The 23,018-nt window shown below is 75.4% G+C and carries 17 protein-coding genes; 7 read left to right on the top strand and 10 right to left on the bottom strand.

The annotated features are described in order from the left end of the window. The first annotated feature begins 32 nt into the window (after positions 1-32). Positions 33-587 (top strand): hypothetical protein, encoded by a 555-nt coding sequence (locus AMPC_RS10095; protein ID WP_248346117.1) that lies wholly within the window; start codon positions 33-35, stop codon positions 585-587. A 66-nt stretch (positions 588-653) separates the two neighbouring features. On the opposite strand, the gene AMPC_RS10090 is transcribed toward AMPC_RS10095, so the two are convergent. After that, a complete protein-coding gene (locus tag AMPC_RS10090; protein ID WP_248346115.1) occupies positions 654-1,445 on the bottom strand; it encodes a cytochrome c biogenesis protein in 792 nt (263 codons plus the stop codon). Continuing rightward, positions 1,442-2,788 carry a cytochrome c biogenesis protein ResB gene (locus tag AMPC_RS10085; RefSeq protein ID WP_248346113.1) on the bottom strand — a complete coding sequence of 449 codons (1,347 nt, stop codon included), beginning with the start codon at positions 2,786-2,788 and terminating at the stop codon, positions 1,442-1,444. Before AMPC_RS10085 ends, AMPC_RS10090 begins: the two co-directional genes overlap by 4 nt. A 233-nt stretch (positions 2,789-3,021) precedes the next feature. Here AMPC_RS10085 and AMPC_RS10080 point away from each other — a divergent pair, with 233 nt between their 5' ends. Beyond that, entirely contained in the window at positions 3,022-4,053 is a 1,032-nt protein-coding gene (locus tag AMPC_RS10080) for a DUF362 domain-containing protein (protein ID WP_248346111.1), read from the top strand. Between the two features lie 109 nt (positions 4,054-4,162). Here the strand turns inward: AMPC_RS10080 and AMPC_RS10075 are convergent, their stop codons facing one another. Next, a complete protein-coding gene (locus tag AMPC_RS10075; protein WP_248346109.1) occupies positions 4,163-5,218 on the bottom strand; it encodes an NAD(P)-dependent alcohol dehydrogenase in 1,056 nt (351 codons plus the stop codon). A 78-nt stretch (positions 5,219-5,296) separates the two neighbouring features. Beyond that, positions 5,297-7,261, bottom strand: coding sequence for an Ig-like domain-containing protein (locus AMPC_RS10070; protein ID WP_248346107.1), 1,965 nt, complete (start codon positions 7,259-7,261; stop codon positions 5,297-5,299). A 262-nt stretch (positions 7,262-7,523) separates the two neighbouring features. On the opposite strand from AMPC_RS10070, the gene AMPC_RS10065 reads away from it, so the two are divergent. Further along, complete coding sequence (locus AMPC_RS10065) at positions 7,524-9,929, top strand: hybrid sensor histidine kinase/response regulator (RefSeq protein ID WP_248346105.1); 2,406 nt, start codon at positions 7,524-7,526, stop codon at positions 9,927-9,929. 17 nt (positions 9,930-9,946) lie between these two features. On the opposite strand, the gene AMPC_RS10060 is transcribed toward AMPC_RS10065, so the two are convergent. Next, positions 9,947-12,376: a PAS domain-containing protein gene (locus tag AMPC_RS10060; protein WP_248346103.1), complete on the bottom strand. Its 2,430-nt coding sequence runs from the start codon at positions 12,374-12,376 to the stop codon at positions 9,947-9,949. A 252-nt stretch (positions 12,377-12,628) separates the two neighbouring features. Then, positions 12,629-14,071, bottom strand: a complete 1,443-nt coding sequence (locus tag AMPC_RS10055; RefSeq protein WP_248346101.1) for an MEDS domain-containing protein — start codon at positions 14,069-14,071, stop codon at positions 12,629-12,631. A 222-nt stretch (positions 14,072-14,293) separates the two neighbouring features. Between AMPC_RS10055 and AMPC_RS10050 the strand changes: the two genes are divergently transcribed. Continuing rightward, complete coding sequence (locus AMPC_RS10050) at positions 14,294-15,538, top strand: LuxE/PaaK family acyltransferase (protein WP_248346099.1); 1,245 nt, start codon at positions 14,294-14,296, stop codon at positions 15,536-15,538. A gap of 107 nt (positions 15,539-15,645) precedes the next feature. Beyond that, positions 15,646-15,840 carry a hypothetical protein gene (locus tag AMPC_RS10045; protein WP_248346098.1) on the top strand — a complete coding sequence of 65 codons (195 nt, stop codon included), beginning with the start codon at positions 15,646-15,648 and terminating at the stop codon, positions 15,838-15,840. A gap of 49 nt (positions 15,841-15,889) precedes the next feature. On the opposite strand, the gene AMPC_RS10040 is transcribed toward AMPC_RS10045, so the two are convergent. Further along, positions 15,890-16,243, bottom strand: a complete 354-nt coding sequence (locus tag AMPC_RS10040) for a hypothetical protein (RefSeq protein WP_248346096.1) — start codon at positions 16,241-16,243, stop codon at positions 15,890-15,892. A gap of 124 nt (positions 16,244-16,367) precedes the next feature. Between AMPC_RS10040 and AMPC_RS10035 the strand changes: the two genes are divergently transcribed. After that, positions 16,368-17,645 (top strand): 4Fe-4S dicluster domain-containing protein, encoded by a 1,278-nt coding sequence (locus AMPC_RS10035; RefSeq protein ID WP_248346094.1) that lies wholly within the window; start codon positions 16,368-16,370, stop codon positions 17,643-17,645. A 57-nt stretch (positions 17,646-17,702) separates the two neighbouring features. On the opposite strand, the gene AMPC_RS10030 is transcribed toward AMPC_RS10035, so the two are convergent. The 3 genes from AMPC_RS10030 to AMPC_RS10020 all read right to left on the bottom strand — a co-directional run bounded on the left by AMPC_RS10030 (position 17,703) and on the right by AMPC_RS10020 (position 21,474). Then, entirely contained in the window at positions 17,703-18,023 is a 321-nt protein-coding gene (locus AMPC_RS10030; RefSeq protein ID WP_248346092.1) for an STAS domain-containing protein, read from the bottom strand. A gap of 93 nt (positions 18,024-18,116) precedes the next feature. Next, positions 18,117-19,112, bottom strand: a complete 996-nt coding sequence (locus AMPC_RS10025; protein WP_248346090.1) for a cation diffusion facilitator family transporter — start codon at positions 19,110-19,112, stop codon at positions 18,117-18,119. Between the two features lie 64 nt (positions 19,113-19,176). After that, the gene (locus tag AMPC_RS10020; RefSeq protein WP_248346088.1) at positions 19,177-21,474 is read right to left on the bottom strand and encodes an aldolase/citrate lyase/malate synthase family protein; all 2,298 of its coding nucleotides are present in this window, start codon (positions 21,472-21,474) and stop codon (positions 19,177-19,179) included. A 176-nt stretch (positions 21,475-21,650) separates the two neighbouring features. On the opposite strand from AMPC_RS10020, the gene AMPC_RS10015 reads away from it, so the two are divergent. Beyond that, positions 21,651-23,009: a carbohydrate porin gene (locus tag AMPC_RS10015; protein WP_248346086.1), complete on the top strand. Its 1,359-nt coding sequence runs from the start codon at positions 21,651-21,653 to the stop codon at positions 23,007-23,009. Positions 23,010-23,018: the final 9 nt, after the last annotated feature.

Here is a 23,018-nt window from a genome sequence, read left to right as displayed (position 1 = left end):
GCTGGCCGGGGCGCGCTCCCGGGGGCCAGCCGGTGAGTCGCGGGCGCGCCGCCGCCGCGCTGGCGCTCTCGGCCGCGCTGCTCGCAGGCTGCGACCGGGAGCGGGCCCTCGCCGAGCGCCAGGTGCGGGCCTACGACGCCGCGCTGGTGGCGGCCTACGCGAGCGACGACTTCCACGGATTGGCCGAAGCCGCGGGCGAGGTCGAGCAGGGAAGGGTGCGCGCGCTGGTCGACCGTAAACGCCGCGCCGGGTACCGCCTCGAGGCGCGCCTCGAGGCGCTCGAGGTGGAGCAGGTGGCGCGCCCCGGCCCAGGCGCCCTGCAGGTGACGGCCCGCGAACGCTGGAGGTACCACGAGCGGCCGACGCGGCCGAACCTCGCGCCCAAGCCGGAGATCAAGGCCGTGATCGCCCTCGCCTACGAGCTCCGGCAGGAGGACGGCCGTTGGCGGGTGGAGGGGGGTCGAGCCACCTCGACCGTCTACGACGGCCAGCGGCCCACGCCGGCGCGCCTGGAGGACCACGCCGCGGGGATGTCCGAGGCGCCGACGCCGCCAGAGCGGGCGCCGTCTCCGGCTCCGAGGGAGTGAGCCCCACGGAGGCCGCTCGCGCCGGCCCCTCGCGGCAGCTCCCGCCGGCCAGCGCCGGCCCGCGCGTCACAGGGTCTGCACGTGCAGCCCGCCGCCCGCGCCGATCCCGTAGAACGTCGCGAGCAGCGCCAGCACCGAGAGCACGGCGGCCCAGGCCGAGCGCCGGCCGGCCCAGCCCAGCGTGTAGCGCAGGTGCAGGTAGACCCCGTAGACGAGCCAGCTCACGAGGGACCAGGTCTCGAGCGGATCCCAGCCCCAGTAGCGGCCCCAGAGGTCGTGGGCCCAGAGCGCGCCGGAGAGGAGCATCCCGGCGTGGCTCAGGAAGCCGAAGGCGACGAGCTTCCCCGAGAGCTCCTCGAGCACCAGCGCCGAGCCGGCGGCGCGCCGGGAGAGCCAGAGGTAGCAGGCCGCGAGCGCGGTGGCGACGAGGTAGGCGCCGAAGGCGACGCGGGCGAAGAGGACGTGGAACACGAGCCAGCTCGACCGGAACGGCGGGGCCAGCGGCCCCAGGTCCGGCGGCTCCCCGCGGACGGCGAGCACGGCGAGCGTGGCGCCGAGCACGAGGGGCAGGGCGCGCGCCGCCTCGCGGTGCCGCCAGATCGCGAGCCCCGCCAGGAGCGGCAGGAACCAGGCCGCCGTCAGCCCGCCCTCGAAGTGCCCCGTCACCGGCGCGTGGCCGCTCGCGATCCAGTGCGCCACCGTGGAGGCGCCGTGGGCGATCCAGGCGAGCAGCGCCGCCGCGAGCCCGGCCCGGCGCAGCCGCTCGCCGCCGCGGCAGCGCGCCAGCAGCAGGGCGGCGAGGCCGAGGGCGTACCCGGCCATCGCCGCGCGGAGCGCCTGGGTGGCGAGCGCGCTCACGCGCCCCTCCCGTCGAGCGCGGCGCGCTTGAGCCGCTCCAGCCTGGCCTGGAGCAGCGCCGGGTCGTGGCGGGCCGAGAGCGCCACCTCGACGCGGCTGCTGCCCGCCGCCGCGGGCTCGACGCGCACCCTCCAGGCCTGCGGGGGCCAGGCGAAGCGCAGCAGCAGGCCGGCGAGGCAGAGGACGCCGCCCGCGGCGAAGGCGTCGAGCCCGGGGTCGCGGACGAGCGACAGCCCCAGCCAGTAGCGCAGGTCGCGGAAGGCCACCCGCCGCCCGTTCACCACCGTGGCCCCGCCGCGCGGCACGAGCCCCGCGGCCACCTCGCGCCCGCCCTCGAGCCAGCGGAAGCCCAGCACCGGCCGCAGCGGGACGCGGGAGCGCGAGCCCGGGGCGCCCGCCCGCTCGACGTAGTCGGGGTACATGCGGAGCTGGAGCTCGCCGCTTCCGTCGAGCGCGACCTGGCTCTCGGCGCCCGGCGGCCGGGCCGGCACGCTGGCGACGCCGTCCAGCCGCTGCCGGCCGAGCTCGTCCCAGGCCTCCACCTCGGGCGCGAAGCCGTAGCGCTCGACCATGAGCTGGCAGCCGCCGACCCGGACCGGGACGTTCACGCTGAGGAACTCGCGGCGCCCTGGGGCGCCCGCCGGGAGGATCTCGAGCACGGCCGAGACGTCGGTGAGCCGCTGCAGCTCGGCGTAGCTCGCGGAGACGTCGCTCACCGCCAGCCGCACGCCGTCGAGCCCGCAGGCCGTCTCCGGTCGCGAGGCGGCGGCGAGGGCCGCAGGCCGGACCTCCACCGGGATCCGCTCGGCCAGCACCAGCTCGCCCCGGAAGCGCCCCAGGGCGCTGGCGCAGGTGCCGGCGAGGGCCACCAGGAGCCCGAGGTGGAAGAGCGTGGATCCCCAGAACCCGAGCCCGGCCCGGCTCCCCGAGGCCTCCGGCGCGCGGAGGGGGCGCAGCGCCACCCCGGCCATCCGCAGCCCGCGGCCGATCCGCCGGACGGCCTCGTCGGCGGGGACGGGGAGCTCCTCCGACCACCGCGCCACGTGCCGCTCGAGCGGCGGCGGACCGGCCCTGCGCCGGCGCAGGTGCGCCGCGAGCCGGGTCCAGAGCGAGGCGAGGAGCGAGAGCGCGAGCAGCGCGGGGAGCGCCAGGAACGCGGGGCTCGCCACGAGCCGGGGCGCCTCGAGCCGCGCCAGCGGTCCCTGCGCGGCGCCGGGAGCGAGCGTCACGAGGCGCTCCCAGCCGCCTCCCGCCGACGCGGCCGCGAGCGCGAGGAGCGCGGTCAGGATCGCCATCAGCGAGACGACGAGCCGCCGTGACAGCAGGAGCCGGACGAGGCGCACGGCGCCATCCTAGCAGGACCCTCGCGGGGCGCGGCCGCGAGCGCCGGTCCGCCAACGTACGCGCCCGGCAGGCGTGCGCGAAGGGCCCGGAAGGCGGATGGGCCATGTAGGAAACCTTCACCACGAGAAGCGCCGCCGACCGCGAGCCCGGGTGTACGCTCCCGCGCGTCAGTGGGCCCGGGCGCGGGAGGCTCCAGGCCGGAGGGGGACGCGCTCCCCCGGAGAGGGACACGATGAGCAACGAGCAGGGACGAGGATCACGCCGCGGCGGGCTCAGCCGTCGCGGCTTCATCACGGGGAGCGCCGCCGCGTTCGGCGGGGTCGTCCTCGGCGGCTGCGCGGGCGCGAGCGCGTCGCTCGCGTCGGCGGGGTCCTCGGGCGCCAGGGCCGAGCCCGGCCCGCCGGAGGTCTTCTTCACGCAGGAGCTCAGCCCCCAGGCGCTCGTCGCGATCTACTCCCGCGTCGGCCGGGCCATCGACGGCAGGGTCGCCATCAAGGTGCACACCGGCGAGCCGAACGGCCCCAACATCCTCCCGCGCGACATGGTCCAGGCGCTGCAACGGCGGATCCCGGGGAGCTGCCTCGTCGAGACCAACACCCTCTACAAGGGCAAGCGCGCGACGACCGCGGAGCACCGCGAGACGCTCGCGATCAACGGCTGGAACTTCTGCCGGGTGGACATCCTGGACGAGGACGGCGCCACGACGCTGCCCGTGAAGGGCGGCCGGCGGTTCACGCAGACGTCGGTCGGCAAGCACCTGCTCGACTACGACGCGCTGGTGGTGCTCACGCACTTCAAGGGGCACGCCATGGGCGGCTACGGCGGCTCCTTGAAGAACATCGCCATCGGGTGCGCCGACGGGCCGATCGGCAAGAAGGCGATCCACGCCGCCCCGGACGACGTGAACTACGCCGCCTGGCTCAAGGGTGAGCCGTTCCAGGAGAACATGGTCGAGGCGGCCAAGGCGGTGGTCGATCACTTCGCGCCGCGGATCGTGTTCGTGAACGTGCTCCGGAACATGTCGGTGGACTGCGACTGCGCCGGCACGTCGGCGGCGCCAGTGAAGGCGCGGAACCTGGGCATCCTGGCCTCGACCGACCTCCTCGCGGTGGAGCAGGCCTCCATCGACCTGGTCTACCGGCTCCCCGAGGCCGAGCTCCACGACCTGCGCGAGCGGATCGAGACGCGGCAGGGCCTGCACCAGCTGACGTACATGAAGGCCCTGGGGATGGGCAGCGGCCAGTACCGGCTGGTCACGCTCTGAGCGGCCGGGGCGGCTCCCGAGCCCGGCGGCGGACGCGACGGAGCCGGCCCCTCGCGAGGCCGGCTCCGGAAGATCCACCTGGGGTCGAGGCCGCGCCCGCCGAACGGCGCTACTCGTCCTTGAGGGAGGCCATGTCGATCGAGAAGCGGTACTTCACGTCCGACCTGAGCAGACGCTCGTAGGCCTCGTTCACCTTCTGGATCGGGATCACCTCGACGTCCGAGGTGATGCCGTGCTCGCCGCAGAAGTCGAGCATCTCCTGTGTCTGGCGGATCCCGCCGATGAGCGAGCCGGAGAGGCTCTTGTTCCCGAAGATGAGCCCGAACGCCGAGACCGCGTGCGGCTGGTCGGGGGCGCCGACGACCGTGAGGTTCCCCTCGCGCTTGAGCGCGTGCAGGTACGGGTGGAGGTCGTGCACCGCCGAGACGGTGTCGAGGATCATGTCGAACGTGCCGGCCTGCTTCGCCATCGCGTCCGCGTCCCTGGAGACGACCACCTCGTGCGCGCCGAGCCGGAGCGCGTCCTCGGTCTTGCCGGGGCTCGTGGTGAAGACGGCCACGTGCGCGCCGAGGGCGCGGGCGAGCTTCACGCCCATGTGGCCGAGGCCGCCCAGCCCGACGATGCCGACCTTCTTGCCCTTGGTGACGCCCTGGCGCCGCAGCGGCGACCAGGTGGTGATGCCCGCGCACAGGAGCGGCGCGGCGCCGGCGAGGTCGAGGTTCGCGGGGACGCGCAGCACGAACCGCTCGTCCACGACGACGCTGTCCGAGTAGCCGCCGTAGGTCACCTTCCCGGTGTGCCGGTCCGGCGAGTTGTAGGTGTAGACGGCGCTCGGGCAGAACTGCTCGTGCTGCTCCCGGCAGGACGGGCAGGTGCCGTCCGAGTCCACGAGGCAGCCCACGCCGACCACGTCGCCGGCGCGGAACCTCGTGACGGCCGCGCCGACCTTCGTGACGCGGCCGACGATCTCGTGGCCGGGCACGCACGGGTAGACGGTCGGCATCGCGCTCCACTCGTTGCGCGCCTGGTGGAGGTCGGAGTGGCAGATCCCGCAGAACAGGATCTCGATCTGGACGTCGGTCGGGGTCGGGTCCCGGCGCGGGATGGTGGTGCGGGTGAACGGCGAGGTCGGGCTGGCGACGGCGTAGGCCTTGGCGTTGGGCATGCGGCGGAACCTACGCGCCCCGCCAAGCGTCGGAAACGTCCGGTTCGTGCATGGGCCGTGAAGGAAAGCTGAACGACCTCACGGAGCCGACAGGATCACCCCGCTGGTGCCGCTGTTCCCGCCGACCGCGACGAACTGCGCGCCCTTGGCCGCCACCGCGTTCAGATCGAGGGACGTGCCGGAGGTGGCGCTCTCCCAGGCCAGGCCGTCGGCCGAGTAGACGATCACGCCGTTCATCCCGACCGCGACGCACTCGGCCGACGCGCAGGAGATCCCGTGGAACCAGGTGAAGGTGCCGGAGCTCCCGGTGGTCCAGCTCGTCCCGTCGGTCGAGGTCAGGACGGTCGCCGCGCCGCCCACCGCGATGAACCGCGAGCCGCTCCAGGCGACGCCGAAGAGCGGGATCGAGGTGCCGGAGCTGCGCGTGGTCCAGGTGGAGAGGTCGGACGAGGTCAGGATGCTCCCGCCGTCGCCGACCACCACCGTCGTCGTGGGGCTGGCGCCGAAGCCGGTGGGGACCCCCGCGGGCGACACGGCGTGGGAGGTCCAGGCGCTCCCGTCGGTCGAGGTGAGGAGCACGTCGCCGAGCGTCTGCGTGGGGGTGGCGGCGGAGTAGAGGTAGCCGCCGGCGACGAACTGGCTGCCGCTCCAGGCGATCCCGTTGAGCTGCATGGTGGGGGTCAGCGTCGCCGCGGTCCAGCTCACCCCGTCGGTCGAGCGGAGGGCCGTCGGGTTGCCGCTGCCGTCCTTGCCGACCGCGACGAACCGGCCGCCGCCGAAGGCGACCCCGAAGAGCGTGTAGGCGGCCCCCGCCGGCTGGCTCGTCCAGGTCACGCCGTCGCCCGAGGTCTCGATGACGCCGTCGCCGACGGCCACGTACTGCGAGGAGGAGGCGGCCACGCCGTAGAGCGGCTTCAGCCCCGCGCCCGAGGCGCGGACCGTCCAGGCCACCTGTGGCGGGGCGACCGCCAGCGTCGTGCCGCCGGAGACGGCGCCCATCGTGGCGGTGACGGTCGTGGTCCCCACCGCGACCGCGGTCGCGAGGCCGCCGGCCGCCACGCTGGCGACGCCGGCCGGGGACGACGTCCAGGTCACGAAGGCGCTGACGTCGCCGCTGGTGCCGTCGGAGTAGATGGCGGTGGCGGTGAGCTGCAGGGTCTGCCCCACCGGCAGGATCGGGTTGACCGGGCCGACCGTGATCGAGCGGAGCGTCTGGACCGAGACCGCGGCGCTCCCCGACAGCGCGCCCAGCGTCGCGGTGGCGGTCGCGCGCCCTACCGCGACCCCGGTCAGGAGCCCGCCCGCGCCGACGGTGCCGACGCCCGTGGCGCTCGAGGACCAGGTCACCGAGGCCGTGAGATCCTGCGTCGAGCCGTCGGAGTACTGCCCCGTCGCCGTGAGCTGCAGCCGGGCGCCGACCGGGAGCTTCGCGCTCGCCGGGGTGACGACGATCGCGCTCAGGGCGGCCGCGGTCACCGTCAGCGTGGCGCTGCCGGAGATCGTCCCGATGGTCGCGGTGACCGTCGTCGTGCCCACCGCGTCGCCGATGGCCTGGGCCCCCATCATGTGCGCCACCGCGCTCGAGGTGGACCAGGTGGCCGACCCGGTCACGTCCCCGGTGCTGCCGTCGGTGTACGTCCCGGTGGCGGTGAAGGACGTCGAGGCGCCCTTCGGGACGGAGGTCGTCGCCGGCGAGATCGCGATCGAGCGGAGGGTGCGCGGGGTGGCGCCTCCCGAGGGCGACTGGTCGCAGGACTGGGCCGCCGGAGGGATGTTCCAGAAGTGCTGGCCGAAGGTCATGAGCTCGTTGCAGCCGATCTGACCGCCGGAGATCGGGCCCGACGTGCCCGAGGCCTGGCCGGTCGGGTTGGTGGACAGGCACTCCGAGTCGCCGTTGCAGCTCCAGTGGTAGTACCAGTCGCTGCCGCCGCCGCTCCCGCCGCCGCCGCCGCCTCCGCCGCCGCAGGCCGGGAGGAGGAGCGCGACCGCGACGAACGCCGCGACGGCCGCTCCGAAGCGACGGGCATGGACGGCAGGGGTCATGAGGCTTCCTCTCGGGGGGCTGGAGCGGACGGTGACCGTCCCAGCACGCAGCGTGACATGCGCGACATGGGTGCGCAAGGTGCGCCCGGGTGCGCGAATGCAGGCGGATGCGCACATCGCGGCGGAACCTCCCGCGCCCGGCGGCTGCCCCGCGCCCGCGCCGCGCTCCGAGCCGACGCGGACGGCTGGCGGGAGCCTCGCTGGCCCGGCGGCCCCTATGATTCGAAGCTAGAATGGCTGGGAGCCACCGCGAGGCCCATCCTTGAACGTCACCACCGAGCCCGGCACCACCTCCTTCCTCGCGCTCCTGCTCGGCGAGCCCGGCGTCGCGCGCTGCGTCGTCGGGCCGGACGGCGCCGCCCGCGACGCGAACGCCGCCTGGCTGGCGTACGGCGAGACCGCGCCGGTCGAGCCGCCTCGCGCGGTGACCGGCCGCTTCCCCGGATTGCCCGAGGTCGAGGCGGCCTGGGCGCGGGCGCAGGCGGGCCGCCGGGCGGCGATCCCGCGCCATCCGCGCCGGGCCGGCGGTCACGAGAGCTGGTGGGAGGGGGCCGTCGATCCCATCCCGCTGCCGGACGGGACCGGCTGGCTCGTCACGCTCCGGGAGGTGGGCGGGCCCGCGCCTTCGAGCAGCGACCTCCGCGAGCGAGAGCTCTTCCTGGAGCAGCTCCGGGTCTCCGCCGCCCGCGACGGCTTCCGCCTGCTGCTCGCCGACACCCTGCGGCCGCTCGCCGATCCGGACGAGATCCAGGGGGAGGCGGCGCGGGTCCTCGGGCAGCACCTCGGCGCCACGCGCGTGCACTACGGCGAGGTGACGCCCGACGGCGCGTACGGGATCGTCCGCTCCGAGTACCGGGTGCCCGGCGCCGCGAGCACCGTCGGCCGCTACCACCTCGACAGCTACGGCCCGCTCGTCATGGGGGAGTTCCGCGCCGGCCGCACGCTCGTCATCCACGACGTCGGGAGCGACGCGCGGCTGCGCCCGGACGAGCGGGCGGCCACGGCGGCGCTCGGCATCGGCGCCTACGCCCTCCTGTCGCTGTTCAAGGAAGGCCGGCCCGTCGCGCTCCTCGTCGTCCACCAGGACGTGCCGCGCCGCTGGACGGCCGAGGACCTCGCCCTCCTCGAGGAGACCGCGGAGCGGACCTGGTCCTCGGTGGCGCGGGCCCGGGCGGAGCAGGCCCTCCGGGAGTCGGAGGCCAAGTACCGCTCCCTCTTCGACTCGATCGACGAGGGGTTCTGCATCATCGAGGTGCTCTTCGAGGGCGAGCGGCCCGCGGACTACCGCTTCCTCGAGGTGAACCGCTCCTTCGAGCGGCACACCGGCCTCTCCGGCGCGACCGGCCGCTGCATCCGCGAGCTGGTGCCGGCGCACGAGGAGCACTGGTTCCGGATCTACGGGGACGTCGCCCGCACCGGCGAGGCGGCCCGCTTCGAGCTCCCGGCGCAGGCGCTCGGCCGCTACTACGAGGTCTCGGCCTTCCGCATCGGCAGCCCCGAGCAGCGCCGGGTGGCGGTGCTGTTCGACGACATCACCGCGCGCAAGCGGGCGGAGGAGGAGCTCCGGGAGGCGGACCGGGTCAAGACCGGCTTCCTGGCGATGCTGTCGCACGAGCTGCGCAACCCCCTCGCGCCCATCCGGAACAGCATCTACCTCCTGGAGCGGGCCGCGGCCGGCTCGGAGCAGGCGGCGCGCGCCCAGGAGGTCATCCGGCGCCAGACCGAGCACCTCTCCCGGCTGGTGGACGACCTGCTCGACGTGACGCGGATCGCGCACGGCAAGGTGGCCCTCCAGCGCGCCCGGGTGGACCTCCGCGACGTGGTGCGGCGAACCGCCGACGACCTGCGGTCGATGTTCGAGCAGGGCGGCGTCGGGCTCTCGGTCGAGGAGGAGACGAACGGCCCGGCCTGGGTGGACGCCGACGCCACCCGGATCGGCCAGGTCCTCGGGAACCTCCTGCAGAACGCGCTCAAGTTCACCCCCGGCGGCGGCCGGGTGGTGGTCGCGCTCCGCGCCGACGGCCGGGAGGTGGAGCTGCGCGTCCGCGACACCGGCGTGGGGATGTCGCCCGCCACGCTGGCGCGCCTCTTCGAGCCGTTCGCCCAGGCCGAGCAGCCGCTGGCGCGGACCGCGGGCGGCCTCGGCCTCGGGCTCGCCCTGGTGAAGGGGCTGGTGGAGCTGCACGGCGGCTCGGTCGCGGCGCGCAGCGAGGGGCTCGGGCTCGGCTCGGAGCTCGCGTTCCGCCTGCCGCTCGCGCCCGCCGCGCCCGCCGCCGCGGCCGCCCCGGGCCCGGCCGTCGCGCCCCGGTCCCGCGACATCCTCCTCGTCGAGGACAACGTGGACGCCGGCCAGAGCCTCGCCGAGATCCTGGCGCTCGAGGGGCACCGGGTGCGCGTGGCGCGGGACGGCCGCTCCGCGCTCGAGCTCGCCCGCGCGCTGCGCCCGGACGTGGTGCTGTGCGACATCGGGCTGCCGGACATGGACGGCTACGAGGTCGCGCGCGCCCTCCGCGCCGACGAGGCGCTCGGGAGCGCGCGCCTCATCGCGCTGAGCGGCTACGCGCAACCCGAGGATCGCGCGCGGGCGCGCGAGGCCGGGTTCGAGGCGCACCTCCCCAAGCCGCCCGACATCGAGCTCCTGCTGGCGGCGCTCGACCGCGCGCGCTGAGCGGGCCACCCTTCGTCTCAGGCGGCCCGCGCCGCCTCCGCCCGCGTCACGATCCGGTCGATGAGCGCCAGCAGGGCCGGCGGGTCGATCGGCTTCGGCGCCACGGTGACCGCGTGCTCCCGGAGGAACCGGGTGGCGCGCTCGCCGAAGGCGCCGCCGCTCACGAACACCAGCCGCTCGAGCAGCGCGGCGTGCTCCCGCGACAGCGCCTCGTGGAAGCCGATCCCGTCGAGGCCGCTCATCATGAAGTCGCACAGGATGACGTCCGGGCGCTCCCCGGCCACGATCCGGGCGAGCGCCTCCTCGGCGGAGCCGAGCGACACCACGTCGTGGTGACGGCGCAGGATCCGCTCCAGCGAGCGGCGCACCATCGGCTCGTCGTCGATGAGCAGCACGCGCCGGCGCGCCCCGGCCGAGGCGGGGGCGGGGGGCGGGGCCGCCCCGGACGCGGCGGCCGGGGCGCCGGCGGCGGGCAGGCGGACGCGGAAGGTGGCGCCGCGGCCGGGCTCCGAGTCCACCTCGATGGCGCCGCCCGCCGAGACCACGATGCTGCGGGCGATCGAGAGCCCCAGCCCGGTCCCGACGCCGACGGGCTTGGTGGTGAAGAACGCCTCGAACATCCGCTCGCGGACCTCCGGCGGGATGCCGGGCCCGGTGTCCGACACCTCGACGACGATCCCGTCCCCGCTCCGGCGCGCCTCCACGGTCACGCGGTTCCGGTCGGCCTGCCCCTCCGGCAGCGCCTGCGCCGCGTTCACGAGCAGGTTGAGGAAGACGCGCCCGAGCTCGTTGGTCTTGGCGCTGGCCTTCGGCAGGTCGGGCGCGATCGACACCTCGAGCGCGGCGCGCTGGACGACCTGGTTGCGCGCCATCTGGAGGGCCGCCTGCAGCTCCGCCCCGACGTCGATCGCGCAGGCCTGCCCGGCCCGCTCCGGGCCGCCCAGGGCGCGCATGGCGGCGACCACCGAGGCGATCCGGCTCGCCCCCTGGCGCGCCTCCTCGGCCCGCTCGCGCAGCTCGCCGCGGCGCTCCTCCAGCGGCGCCGCCGCCGAGAGCTCGTCGAGGAGCACCGCCAGGTTGGCCGAGACGTAGGTGAGGGGGTTGTTGATCTCGTGGGCCACGCCCGCCGCCAGGGTGCCCACCGAGGCGAGCCGGGTGGCCGCGAGCAGCCGGCCCTGCAGCTCGTCCAGCTCCGTGACGTCGGTGCTGGTCCCGGTGACGCGGAGCGCGCGCCCGGCCTCGTCCCGCTTCACGGCGTGCCCGCGCGAGCGGATGGAGCGCCAGGCGCCGTCCCGGCCGCGCACGCGGTAGCTCGCCTCGTAGACCTCGGCCTTGCCGTCGATGCAGGCCTGCAGGGCGGCGCAGGCCGCGCCGCGGTCGTCCGGGTGCAGCACGCTCTTCCAGCCCGCCAGCGTCTCGTCGTGCGCCTCCGGGGGCGCTCCCAGGATCTCCCACCAGCGCGGCCCCCGGGTGATCCGCCCCTGCGCCGGGTCGAGGTCCCACTCGGCGTGATCGCCGGCCGCGAGCGCGAGGCGCAGCCGCTCCTCGCTCGCCTGGAGCGCCTCGGCGAGGCGGGCGTTGGCGAGCGAGGCGTCGCGCAGCCGCTCCTCCGCCTCGCAGCGCCAGGTCACGTCGGCGTTGGTCCCGGCGGCCCGGACCGCGATCCCCGTCCCCTTCCGCTCGACGACCCGCCCCCTGGAGTGGATCCAGCGCCAGCCGCCGTCGCGCGCCCGCATCCGGTACTGGAGATCGAACTCGGAGGTCAGCCCCTTGAGGTGCGCGACCACGTCCCGCCGGACCCGCTCGGCGTCCTCGGGGTGGACGAGCGCCCCCCACGCCTGGATCGTCGGCGCGATCTCGGCGCCGGTGTAGCCGAGGAGCCGGGGCCAGAGGTGCCCGTAGGCGACCTGGCCCGAGGGGATGTCCCACTGCCACGACCCGAGCCGCGACCCCTCCAGCGCCAGCGCGAGCTGCTCCTGGCTCTGCCGGAGCTCCCGCTCGCGCTGCTCCAGCGCGGCGGTGCGCTCCCTCACCCGTTGCTCCAGGGTCTGCTGCGCCGCCCGGAGCTGCGCCAGCGTCCCGTTGAAGGCCCGGGTGACGGTCTCGACCTCGTCCTGGTAGTCGGGATCGCACGGCAGCGCGCCCGCCGTCCCGTCGGCGATCCGGCGCGCCCCCTCGCTCAGGCGCGTGAGCCGGGCGGTGACGCGCAGCGCGGCGAACCGCGCCGCGACCGCGACCACGGCGAGCAGCAGCAGGCCCATGAGCGCGTGCGCCAGGCCGAGCCACCGCAGGCCGGCGAGCGCCGGCCGCTCCTGCCCGACCGCCGCCAGCCGCAGCCGGATGAGCTGGCGCACCGCGAAGTAGCTCACCGCCCCGAGCCCGAAGACCAGCGCGGCGGCGAGCCCCAGGGCGGCGAGGGTCACCCGGTTGGCGAGGCTGCGCGCCATCCAGCCCCGGAGCCCGGCCGCGGGGGGGCCGGGCGGCGCGCTCGCCACGTCGTCGGCCAGCGGGGCCGATCCAGGTCGATGAAGCAGGGGGTGGGGATGGTTCATGGTGCGAGGTGAGGCGCTGCGCCGCCCGCGGGCTCCTTCCGCGCGAGGCCGCTCCTTGGCTGGGAGGAGCACGAGAGCAACGGGCGTGCCGCGCGGCTTCGGCGCGCCGGCAGCGGGATCCGGGCAGTGCTCGGGCCGGGTGGGGCGCTACCCCGGGTCCTCGCCGGCCTCCGGCGCCGGCAGCCGGATCCGGAAGGTGCTCCCGCGCCCGGGCGCGCTCTCCACGGCGATGGTGCCGCCGGCCGCCTGGACGATCCGGTGGCAGATGGCGAGCCCGAGCCCCGCGCCGACGCCGGACCTCCGCGTGGTGAAGAACGGGTCGAAGATGCGCGGCAGGTCCTCGGGCGAGATCCCGTCGCCGGTGTCCTGGACCTCGAGCGCGAGGCCGCCCGCCTCGCGGCGCGCCTGGATCCGGACCTCGTGCGCCCCGGGGCTGCCGCCCCGGATCGCCTGCGCCGCGTTCGCCACCAGGTTCACGACCAGCTGGGCGAGCTCCGGAGGGGGCACCGGCACGACGGGGAGGTCCGGCGCGAGGTCGAGCGCGAGCCGCGCGCGCGACTCCACCTGGCGCCGGACGATGCCGAGCGCGGCCCGGATCTCGGCGGCGACGTCGCCCGTGGCGCGGGGACCGCCGGCCCGGGGCTCGGCGAGGCGGCGCAGGCCGAGCACGATGTCGCGCACGCGCACCGCCCCCTCGAGCGCCTCGGCGAGGGCGGCGCGGAGCTCGGACCGCGGGGTGCTCCCGTCTCGCTCGAGGCGCTCCAGCGCCCAGCGCAGGTTCGCGTCCACGTAGGTGAGCGGGTTGTTGATCTCGTGGGCCACGCCGGCCGCCAGGGTCCCCATGCTGGCGAGCCGGCTGGACAGCTCGGCGCGCCGCTCGCTCGCGCGCAGCGCCTCCTCGGACTGCTCGCGCTCGAGGACGTTCTCGAGCAGCCGGTCCACGTCGCGCGCCAGCCGGTCCGGCCCGATCAGCTCGCCCGGCGGCACGTAGTAGAAGTTGCGGCAGAGCCGGCCCTGCACCAGCGCGAGCGGGTGCGTCCGGATCACGTCGCGCAGGACCGCGGGGGGGAAGCGGCGGCGGTCGTACTGGCAGAGCGCGAGGCACGGGACGTCCGGCAGGAGCGCGTTCACGCGCGCCTCGTAGTCGAGGACCCGTTCCGTCTCGAGCGCGTCGCCGAGCGCCCAGGTGACCTCGCCCGCCACCCGGAGGGCGCGGAAGCCCGACCGCGTCGCCTGCTCGGAGAGGCGGGCGAGGGCGGCGCACATCGCCTCCGGATCGAACTCCCCCCCGGCGAGGTAGGTGGTCCGCTCGGTCGCGAGCTCGAGGGCCGCCCGGGACGCCGCGCCCTCCACGTCCACGCCGCCGCGCCGGAGCGCCGCCGCGAGGCCGGCCGCGTCGCCGCCGCCGCCGGCGACGCAGAGGCAGCGATCGCCGGCGGCGAGCCCGTGCCGGACGAAGGCGGCGTGCGTCCGGTGCTGCTCCTCCTCGGAGTCGAAGATGAGGCAGACGTGATCGTGCGGCCCGATCTCGGAGAGGCTCCGATCGAGCCGCAGCGCAGGATCCGGGGAATCATCGAGGGAGAGGCGCATGCGCGGTCCCAGGGGGCCCCCTCCGCGTGAATCTAGGTGTGGCGGGGCGGCGCGGCTCGACGCTGGGTACGGGCGACCCGCCCGGGCGCTCCGGGCCGTCCGCGTCCAGTCCGCGCCCGAGCGCCGTCGCGCCCCGCCCAGGCGCGAGGGGCTCCACGCGCGCCCCGTCCGGAACCTCTTCGGCTATGATCGCCGCGAGCCGAGAGCCTGGGGAGGACAGGGATGGCGCGAGCGGAGGAAAGCGCGGGGGCGGCCGAGTCGCGGCGGGCCGGCCTGGCTCAGGAGATACGAGCGGTCCTCCAGGCGGGGTGCGAGGGGGACCCGGCGCCGTTCGAGCGGCTCGCGCTGGCCGAGTTCGCCTACCAGTTCGAGCAGAACGGGCCCTACCGCCGCTTCTGCGAGGCGAAGGGCGCCACCCCGGATCGGGTCCGCGCCTGGGGCGAGATCCCGGCCTTCCCGACGGCCGCCTTCAAGTCGGAGATCGTCGCCTCCTTCCCGATGGAGCGCGCGGTGTTCGAGCTCCTGACGAGCGGCACCACCTCGCCGGAGGTGCGCGGCAAGGTCTTCCGCGACGAGCTCGGCCGCGAGCTGGTCTTCCGGGCCAACCGGATGGTCACGGCGGCGTGGCTCTTCCCGGACTTCGATCCAGGCCGCCGCTGCCGCCTCCTGCTCATGACCCCGAGCCCGAAGATGGCGCCGTCGATGGGCATGGCGGTGGCCATGGAGCGGACCCGCGTCGAGTTCGGCACCGAGGACAGCTGCTTCCTCATCGGCCCCACCGGGCTCGACGTGCGCGCCCTGGCGCGGGCGCTCACCGGGTCGGAGCGGAGCGGCGTGCCGGTGGCGCTCGTCGGCGCCACCTCCGCCTTCGTCTTCTTCTTCGAGGCCTGCCGCGGGAAGGGGGTCCGGTTCCGGCTCCCGCCGGGCAGCCGCGTCTGCGACGGCGGCGGGTACCGCGGCCGCTTCGGCGAGCTCACGCGGGAAGGCTACCTCTCGCGCTGCGAGGAGATCCTCGGCGTGCCGTCCACCCACTGCGTGAACGTGCTCGGCATGAGCGAGACCGGCACCAACTACGCGGACAACGTGCTGGGCGATCTCGTCGCCGGGCGGCCGCCCCGGCCGCGCCGCAAGGTGCCGCCGCCGTGGACGCGCGTGCAGGCGATGAGCCTCGAGGACCTCTCGCCCCTGCCGCCGGGAGAGGTCGGGCTCCTGCGCCACTACGACCTCGTGAACCTGCCCATGGTGCTCGGCGTGCAGACCGACAACCTCGGCTGGGTGGACGGGGAGGGCGGGTTCGAGATCGTCGGGCGGGCGGCGGTGCGGGACGGGAAGGTGACGCCGCTCCCGAGCGAGCGCGCGGTCGGGCCGATGGGGGACCGGCGCATCTTCCGGTTCCTCGAGGGCTACGTGAACTTCTCGATCCAGTTCAAGATGGGCCGCTTCCGGAGGAGGCCGGCCGGGCGCTGATCGCCGCTCCGTGACGGCGGGATCGGCGCGCGGCGAGGGCCGGAGCCGGCGCGGCGTCGCGGCCCTCGCGCGGCGTGGTAGGATCCGGCCCCGCAGGAGGGGAACCAATGTCGCAGGCCGACGAGAAGACCGGGATCTGCTCCACCGTCGTGGACGAGCTCCTCGCCGCGCAGGCGGCCGCGCGCGGCGGCTCGGTCTGCTCCACCGTGGTGGACGAGCTGCTCGCGGCGCAGGCCGAGGGGGCGGGGAGCGAGGACGTGGGCGAGGCGCTCGCGCGGGCGGTCGCCGAGTCCCGGCGCTGAAGCCCGGGCCGCGTCCGCGGCCTGCGGGAGCGCCGAGCGGGGCAGGGGCTCAGGTCCGCAGCAGCAGCACCTGGTAGAGGGTCCCGGCGAGGAAGGTCGCGCCGAGGAGCGCGTGCTTCAGCTTCAGCATGCGGATCCGGTCCCTCGCCACGTCCCCCGTCCAGCCGTAGGCCCGGAAGGTGAGGGCGCGCACGAGGCCGGTCGCCACCACCACCGCGAGGCTCGTCCAGGTGATCGCCATGAACTGGGCCTCGAGCTGGCGGACCAGCTCGCGCGGGACCCCCGCCCAGGGCGCGCCGCGCGTCTCCGCGTGGGCGAGCCGCATGAACAGCAGCGAGGAGATCCAGGTCCCCGTGGCCACGTCGTGGACGAAGCTGTTCAGGATCGTGAGCCGCTCGCGCATGGGCGGACGCCAGGGTAGCACGCGGCGCGCCGCCGCCGGCGGCGCGTGAGCCCCGGCCGGGCGCCCCCTGGCCCGCGCCGCGTCGAAGCGGTACGGTTCGCGCGACCTCGACCGGGAGCTCGCCATGGCCCACCACGCGTCCGTCCCAGCGTACCAGCGGCTCACCGAGCGGCTGAACCGCGCCGCCCAGGGCGCGCCGCCCTCGGAGAGCCTCCACGCGATCCTGGCGCTCCTGTTCAGCGAGCGCGAGGCCGGCCTCGTCTCGGTCCTCCCGCTCAAGCCCTTCTCGGCGGCCAAGGCGGCCGGGATCTGGAAGACGAGCGAGGCGGAGGCCCGCAAGACCCTCGACGCGCTCGCCTCGCGGGCGCTGCTCGTGGACCTCGAGACGCGGGAGGGCACCCGGTGGGTGCTGCCGCCGCCGATGGCCGGCTTCTTCGAGTTCTCGATGATGCGGGTGCGCTCCGACCTCGACCAGAAGGCGCTCGCCGAGCTCTTCCACCAGTACCTCAACGTGGAGGAGGACTTCGTCCGGGCGCTCTTCACGGGCGGGGAGACGCAGCTCGGCCGGACCTTCGTGCACGAGCCGGCCCTCTCGGACGAGAACGCGCTCCACGTCCTCGACTTCGAGCGCGCGAGCGAGGTGATCCGGACGGCGCGCCACCGCGGCGTGAGCCGCTGCTACTGCCGCCACAAGATGGAGCACCTGGGGCGCGCCTGCGACGCGCCGCAGGAGATCTGCATGACCTTCTCCGCGACCGCCGCCTCGCTGGTCCGGCACGGGCACGCCCGGGCCATCGACGCGGTGGAGGGGCTCGAGCTCCTCCACCAGGCGCACGAGCGCGGGCTGGTGCAGTTCGGCGAGAACGTGCGGGAGGGCGTGAACTTCATCTGCAACTGCTGCGGCTGCTGCTGCGAGGCGATGATCGCCTCCCGCCGCTTCGCCGCCGCCCACCCGGTCCACACCACCGCGTTCCTGCCGGCGGTGGACGCGGCGGCCTGCACGGGCTGCGAGCGCTGCGTCCGGGCCTGCCCGGTGGAGGCGATGAGCGCGGTGTCGGCCAACGACGCGCGCCGGCCCAAGCGGACGGTGGCGCGCGTGGACGAGGAGCGCTGCCTCGGCTGCGGCGTCTGCGTCCGGGCCTGCCGCGAGGCGGCGCTCTCGCTGCGCGAGCGGGGCGCGCGCCGGCTCACGCCGGTGAACGGGGCGCACCGGGCGGTGCTGATGGCGCTCGAGCGGGGCAAGCTGCAGGACCTCGTCTTCGACAACCGGCTGCTCTTCAGCCACCGGGCGCTGGCGGCGTTCCTCGGCGCCGTCCTGAAGCTCCCGCCCGCGCGCCGCCTGCTCGCCACCGAGCAGGTCCGGTCGCGCTACCTCGAGGCGCTGCTCCGCCGCGTCCCCTGACGGCCCGGCGCCGGAAGGCGGCGAGTCACCGGCCCGCTGCCCGGATGGCGGGCTGCGTCATGCCTGCGGCCCGCCCAGGCCGGCGGCGGCGCCGGGCGCCGGCTCGAGCCGTGAGGCCTCCACGCCGAAGTAGCGCAGCATCCGGACCTGGTGCTGGCGCAGCCCGACCACCGTCACCTCCGCCCGGCAGCGGGAGAGGGCCTGCGCGAGCACGGCGAGGCCGAAGTCGTGGAACTCCCGGACCTTCGAGAGGTCGATGCGCACCTGCGTCGCCGGCTGGAGCGCGGCGAGCCACGCCTCCAGGCGGCGCGCGGCGACGCCGTCGAAGAGATCGCTCAGCCGGAGGATGTGGAGGGGGGCCGGGGCGTCGTGGGGCATGGGGCGTTCTCCTGGAGCGAGCGGTCGTACTTGACCGTCGTCAATGGAAGAACCGTGCCGCGCCCCGCTCCCGTCCAGGTGCCCCGGGGTTCGCTACCGGCGATGACCGGCCGGTCCGGAAGGCGCGGAAGCGGCAGCACCCGTGACCGCCGCCTCGGGCTCGGCGTGCACCACCACGTCCACGCCCGGCACCCGGGCGCGGACGGCGGCCTCGACGGCGTGCGCCAGGGCATGGGCCTCGGCGAGGCTCAGCCCCGGCGACACCTGCACCGTGACGTCGGCGAAGGCGTAGGGGCCGGACTGGCGCACCCGCGCCTGCAGCACCGACCGCACGCCGTCCACGGCGGCGGCGTGGGCCACCCGCTCGAGGAGGCCGGTGGGCGCGGCGTCGAGGAGGTCGTCCACCGACTTCTTGCCGAGGCGGAGGCTCACCACGAGCGCCACCCCGGCCACGCCGACGGCGGCGACCGCGTCGGCGCGGGCGAGCCAGGCCACCCCGAAGCGCTGCCCGGCCCAGACCAGCGCCAGGCCGCCGATGACCACGCACGAGGACCAGACGTCGGTGGAGAAGTGGAGCGCGTCGGCCTCGAGGGCCTGGCTCCGGTGCTTCCGGGCCGCCCGCGCCAGGGCCCGCGAGCGGGAGACGTCCACGACGATCGAGATCCCCATCACGGCGAACGCCCACGGCGTCGCGGCCACGTGGGCCTCCTCGAAGAGGAGCCGCTTCGCCGCCTCGTAGACGATCCAGGCGCAGGTGGCGAGGAGCAGCCCGGTCTCGAAGAGCGCCGAGAAGTTCTCGATCTTCCCGTGTCCGTAGGGGTGGCGCCGATCGGCCGGCGCCGAGGAGGCGCGCACCGCCCAGAGCGTCACGGCGGCCGCGACGAGGTCGAGGCCGGAGTGGGCCGCCTCGGAGAGGATGCCGATCGAGCCGGTGGCGATCCCGACGGCGATCTTCATGCCGGTGAGCAGGACCGCCGCCGCGACCGAGCTCGAGGCGACCCGCCGCTTCTCCTGCTCGGCGAGGGCCTCCTGGTCCACGGCGGAGCCCCGCCCGGCCTCCGCGAGCTCCTCGCGCCCCAGCTCTCCCATGTGCGCTGCTCCCCTGTCCCTCCCCGACGGGGAGGGGCGGGCGGAGTCTAGCCGAATCGCCGCGCTACAGGCAGACGTCGTACACGTAGTCGCGCAGCTTCAGCAGCCGCTCCGTCCGCTCCCCCGCGCGGACCTTCGCGAGCAGCTCCTCGCGCCCGAGGTCGAACACCGCCTCGAGGATCGGCTCCCGCTCCGCCGCAGGCGCCTCGCCCACCACGAAGAGCACGCGGGCGCTGTGCTGGATGTAGCGCGGCGAGAGGAGCTGCCGCTTGAGGAGCTCCATGATCACCGGCGCCTTGGAGCGGTCGAACCGGCCGGCCGCGCCCTTGCGATCCTGCTCGGCGAAGAAGGCCGCCGTCCACTCGTCGTGGTAGGCGAAGACCTTGTCGAAGAGCGCCCGGGTGAAGCGGCTCCCGGCCTTCACCTCCTCGGCGGGCGCGGCCAGCACCACGCCGTCCTCGGTGAGCGCCTGCCGCAGCAGGTGGCCGTCCCTGGTGATCCGCGCCTCGTGCCGCACCAGCGTCCAGAGCCAGGACACGTTGATGCGGTAGGTGGCGAGGTCGTTCATGAAGCGGAGCTTGAGCTCGTAGTCGTCGATGGCCGCCGCGAAGTTGCCGTTCAGGATCTGGAAGCCGTAGTTGGCCGCCATGTAGAAGGCGTGCTGCACGTGGGCGATGGTCACGTCCCCCTTCGGCACCCGGTAGATGGCGCTCCAGAGCTCCGGCGTGAGGAACGCCTCGGGCGAGGCGAGCGCCTCGGGGCGGATCACCGCCGGGGTGATCCGGCCCTCCGCGTCGAGGAGCCCGCGCGACTGGAGCAGGCTGCGCTCCGCGTCGGAGAGCCCGCTCGCCACCGTGGGCACCGGCTTCCCCGCCACCTCCACCGTCTGGCGCGGGGCGTCGAGGAGCGCCTGCAGCTCGCCGATGGGCGCGCGCAGGGGCGCGTTGCCGGCCGCCACGTACTCCGGCTCCGGGCTCGCCACCCAGCTCTGGCGGTAGGCGTCGTGGAGCGTCCCCTTCGCCTCCCCGGCGAGGATCCCGGCGAGCGTGGGGGCGGCGCCGGGGAGCGGTCCCTCCGGCACGAGCTGCAGCCCGAGGATCCGCTCGCGCAGCTTGTCGATGGCCATGGCCCGGAGCGCGAGCGGGTTGTAGCGCGAGCGGCCGTAGGGATCGGACGGCTGGTAGATCATGACCGCGGCCATGCCGCCGATGGGCGCGCCGTTCGAGAGGGCGCCGTCCTTCATGCCGGCCATCAGCATGAGCTGCGCGTTGTAGCGCTGGTAGGCGATCATGTTGGGCGTCGCCATGCCGATCGACTGCGGATCGGGGAAGACGCCCTCGGGGTCGTCCTTCCACATCTCGATGAGGCTGCCGAGGTAGTCCCAGCGGCCCACGTTGGTGCCGAGCAGGCGCCGCCGCAGCGTCCAGACGATGGCCGGCAGGACGCGCCCGGCGTTCCCCTCCTCGTAGAGCATCTTCGCCTTGAGCGTGCCCGCGGGGACGCCGAGGGTCTCCTCGAGCCGCGAGAGGAGCCGCTCGACCACCAGCGCCTCGCGCGGGGACTGGAGCTTGGGGATGTAGAAGTAGACCCCGCTGCCGCTCCTCCGCAGGGCGTCGAAGTTGCCGAGCGCCCAGAGCGTCGCGACCACCACCAGGCCCGGCGCCGGCGCCCCGTCCACCTGCACGTGCTCGTACAGCACGTGGAGGCTCGGCGGGCGCGCCAGCCGCGTCGGCCACCGCGCGGGCGGCTTCGAGATCCGGTACTGGCGGGTCTTCCCCTTCTTCTCCACCTCGTAGGGCCGGTCGTTCCACTTGCCCTCGAAGATCTCCCGCGCGTTCCGGAGCGCGGCGAAGACGCCCACCGGCTCGCCGGCGGCGGCGCCCTCGGGCGTGAAGTGCGAGGGCGAGGCGTCCTCGAAGTCCGGCATGTTCATCGGCGCCGGGCTGTTGAGCGCGTTGAAGGCCATGTCGAGCGGGTGCCACGGGCCGGTCAGCTCGAGCCCGGGGTTGCGCGAGGGGTGGACGTGCTCCGGGATCGGCACCTCGTCGTTGAGCCGCCAGCGCCACGGGCTCTCGCGGCCGGCGGCGTTGTCGAGCATGCCCTGCACGATCTGGCGGAAGGTCCACGGCTTCCCGCCGGCGGGATCCTCGAACGTCTCGTCCCACCCGGCCCAGGCGTACTTGCGCGTCACCGGCACGTTCTCGGCGAGCAGCTCGCGGCGGGCGTTGAGCGCCTCGGCGATGGCCGGGCGCAGCTCGCGGGTGAGGGCGGCGATCGTCTCCTCGACGTTCACCTGCCGTCCGTTCACCTGCCGGGTCCCGAAGAGCTCGGGGAACTGCTGGAGGATGTCCGCTCGGACCATGGGTGTCTCCTGTGAGACGCCCATCATTTCCCGGAAGCGGCGCGTCAACGCGCACCGTTTGGGTGCGGGCGGGCCCGGACCCTCGGGGTCCCTCCGCGGCGGAGGGGACCCGGGAGACCTGGGGGCACCGCCCGGCTTGACCGGGCGCCTGGGAGCGGGTAGGCGTCCCGCCTCCCGTGCGCCGCCTCGTCCCCGTCCTCCCGGTCACCCTCGCGCTGGCGCTCGCCGCCGCGCCCGCGCGCGCCGCCTCGGAGGGGGACGACGCGCCGTGGCTCGTGGGCGGCCAGGCCACCCTCGTCGGGCTGCTCGTCCCGGGGCTCCGCTCGCCCTACGGCGACCCGGCGCTCAGCTTCGGCGGCGCGACGGGGCACGCGGGCTGGTCCTCCGTCGTGACCCTCTTCGGCGGCCTGCGGCTCTGGGAGGGCGCCACGGCGGTGGTCGAGCCCGAGTACGCCAACGGCAGCGGCGTCCCGAACGTGAGCGGGATCTCCGGCTACCCGGACGCCAACATGATCCGGGTGGTGAGGGTCGGCGCCTCGCCCTACGTGGCCCGCGCCTTCCTCCACCAGGACCTCGCGCTCGGGCCGCGCGAGGAGGGTCCGGCGCCGGCCGCCGACGCGCCCGAGTCGCGCTTCGCGCCCACCGGCCCGCTGGCGCTCCGCCGGGCGCGCCCCGCCTCGCGCGTCGAGGTCACGGTGGGCAAGTTCGCCCTGAACGACTTCTTCGACGCGGCGAGCGCCTCCGGCGATCCGCGCCACCGCTTCATGAACTGGGCGCTCATGACGAACGGCGCCTGGGACTTCGCCGCCGACACCCGCGGCTACACCTGGGGGGCGGCGGTCGGGCTCGAGCAGCCGCGGTTCGCGGTCCGCGCCGCCGTGGCGCTCATGCCGACCGTGCCGAACGGCCCCGAGCTCGACGGCGACCTCGCCCACGCGAGGAGCGAGGTGGTGGAGCTCGAGTGGCGCCACGACCTCCTCGGCCGGCCGGGGGCGGTGAAGCTGCTCGGGTTCCTGAACCACGCCCGGATGGGCAGCTACGCCGCCGCGCTCGCGGCCGGCGCCGGGGGCGTGCCCTCGCTCGACGGGACCCGCCGCCGGGGCGCGACCAAGTACGGGCTCGGGCTCCTCGTGGATCAGCAGGCCGGGCCGGCCTCCGTCTTCCTGCGGGCGAGCTTCGACGACGGCGCGAACGAGACCTTCGCCTTCACCGAGATCGACCGCGCCGTGAGCGGCGGGGCGGAGCTGCCGGGCGCGCTCTGGGGGCGCGCCGGCGACCGCGTCGGCCTGGCCGTCGCCGCGAGCGGCCTCTCGGCCGACCACGCCGCCTACCTCGCCCGCGGCGGCAAGGGCTTCCAGCTCGGCGACGGGCGGCTCTCCTACGCCTGGGAGGTGGTGGCCGAGGGCTACTACGCGCTCCGCGTCACGGAGCAGGCGGAGCTCTCGGCCGACGTGCAGGGCATCTGGAACCCCGGCATGAACGCCGACCGCGGCCCGGCCCTCGCCCTGGCCGGCCGCCTCCACCTGCACTTCTGAGGAGAGCGC

It is taken from the genome of Anaeromyxobacter paludicola (assembly GCF_023169965.1).
Classification (GTDB): Bacteria; Myxococcota; Myxococcia; order Myxococcales; family Anaeromyxobacteraceae; genus Anaeromyxobacter_B; species Anaeromyxobacter_B paludicola.
The sequence above is the reverse complement of the archived record's forward strand: the minus strand, read 5'-3'. Positions and strand labels throughout refer to the sequence as shown.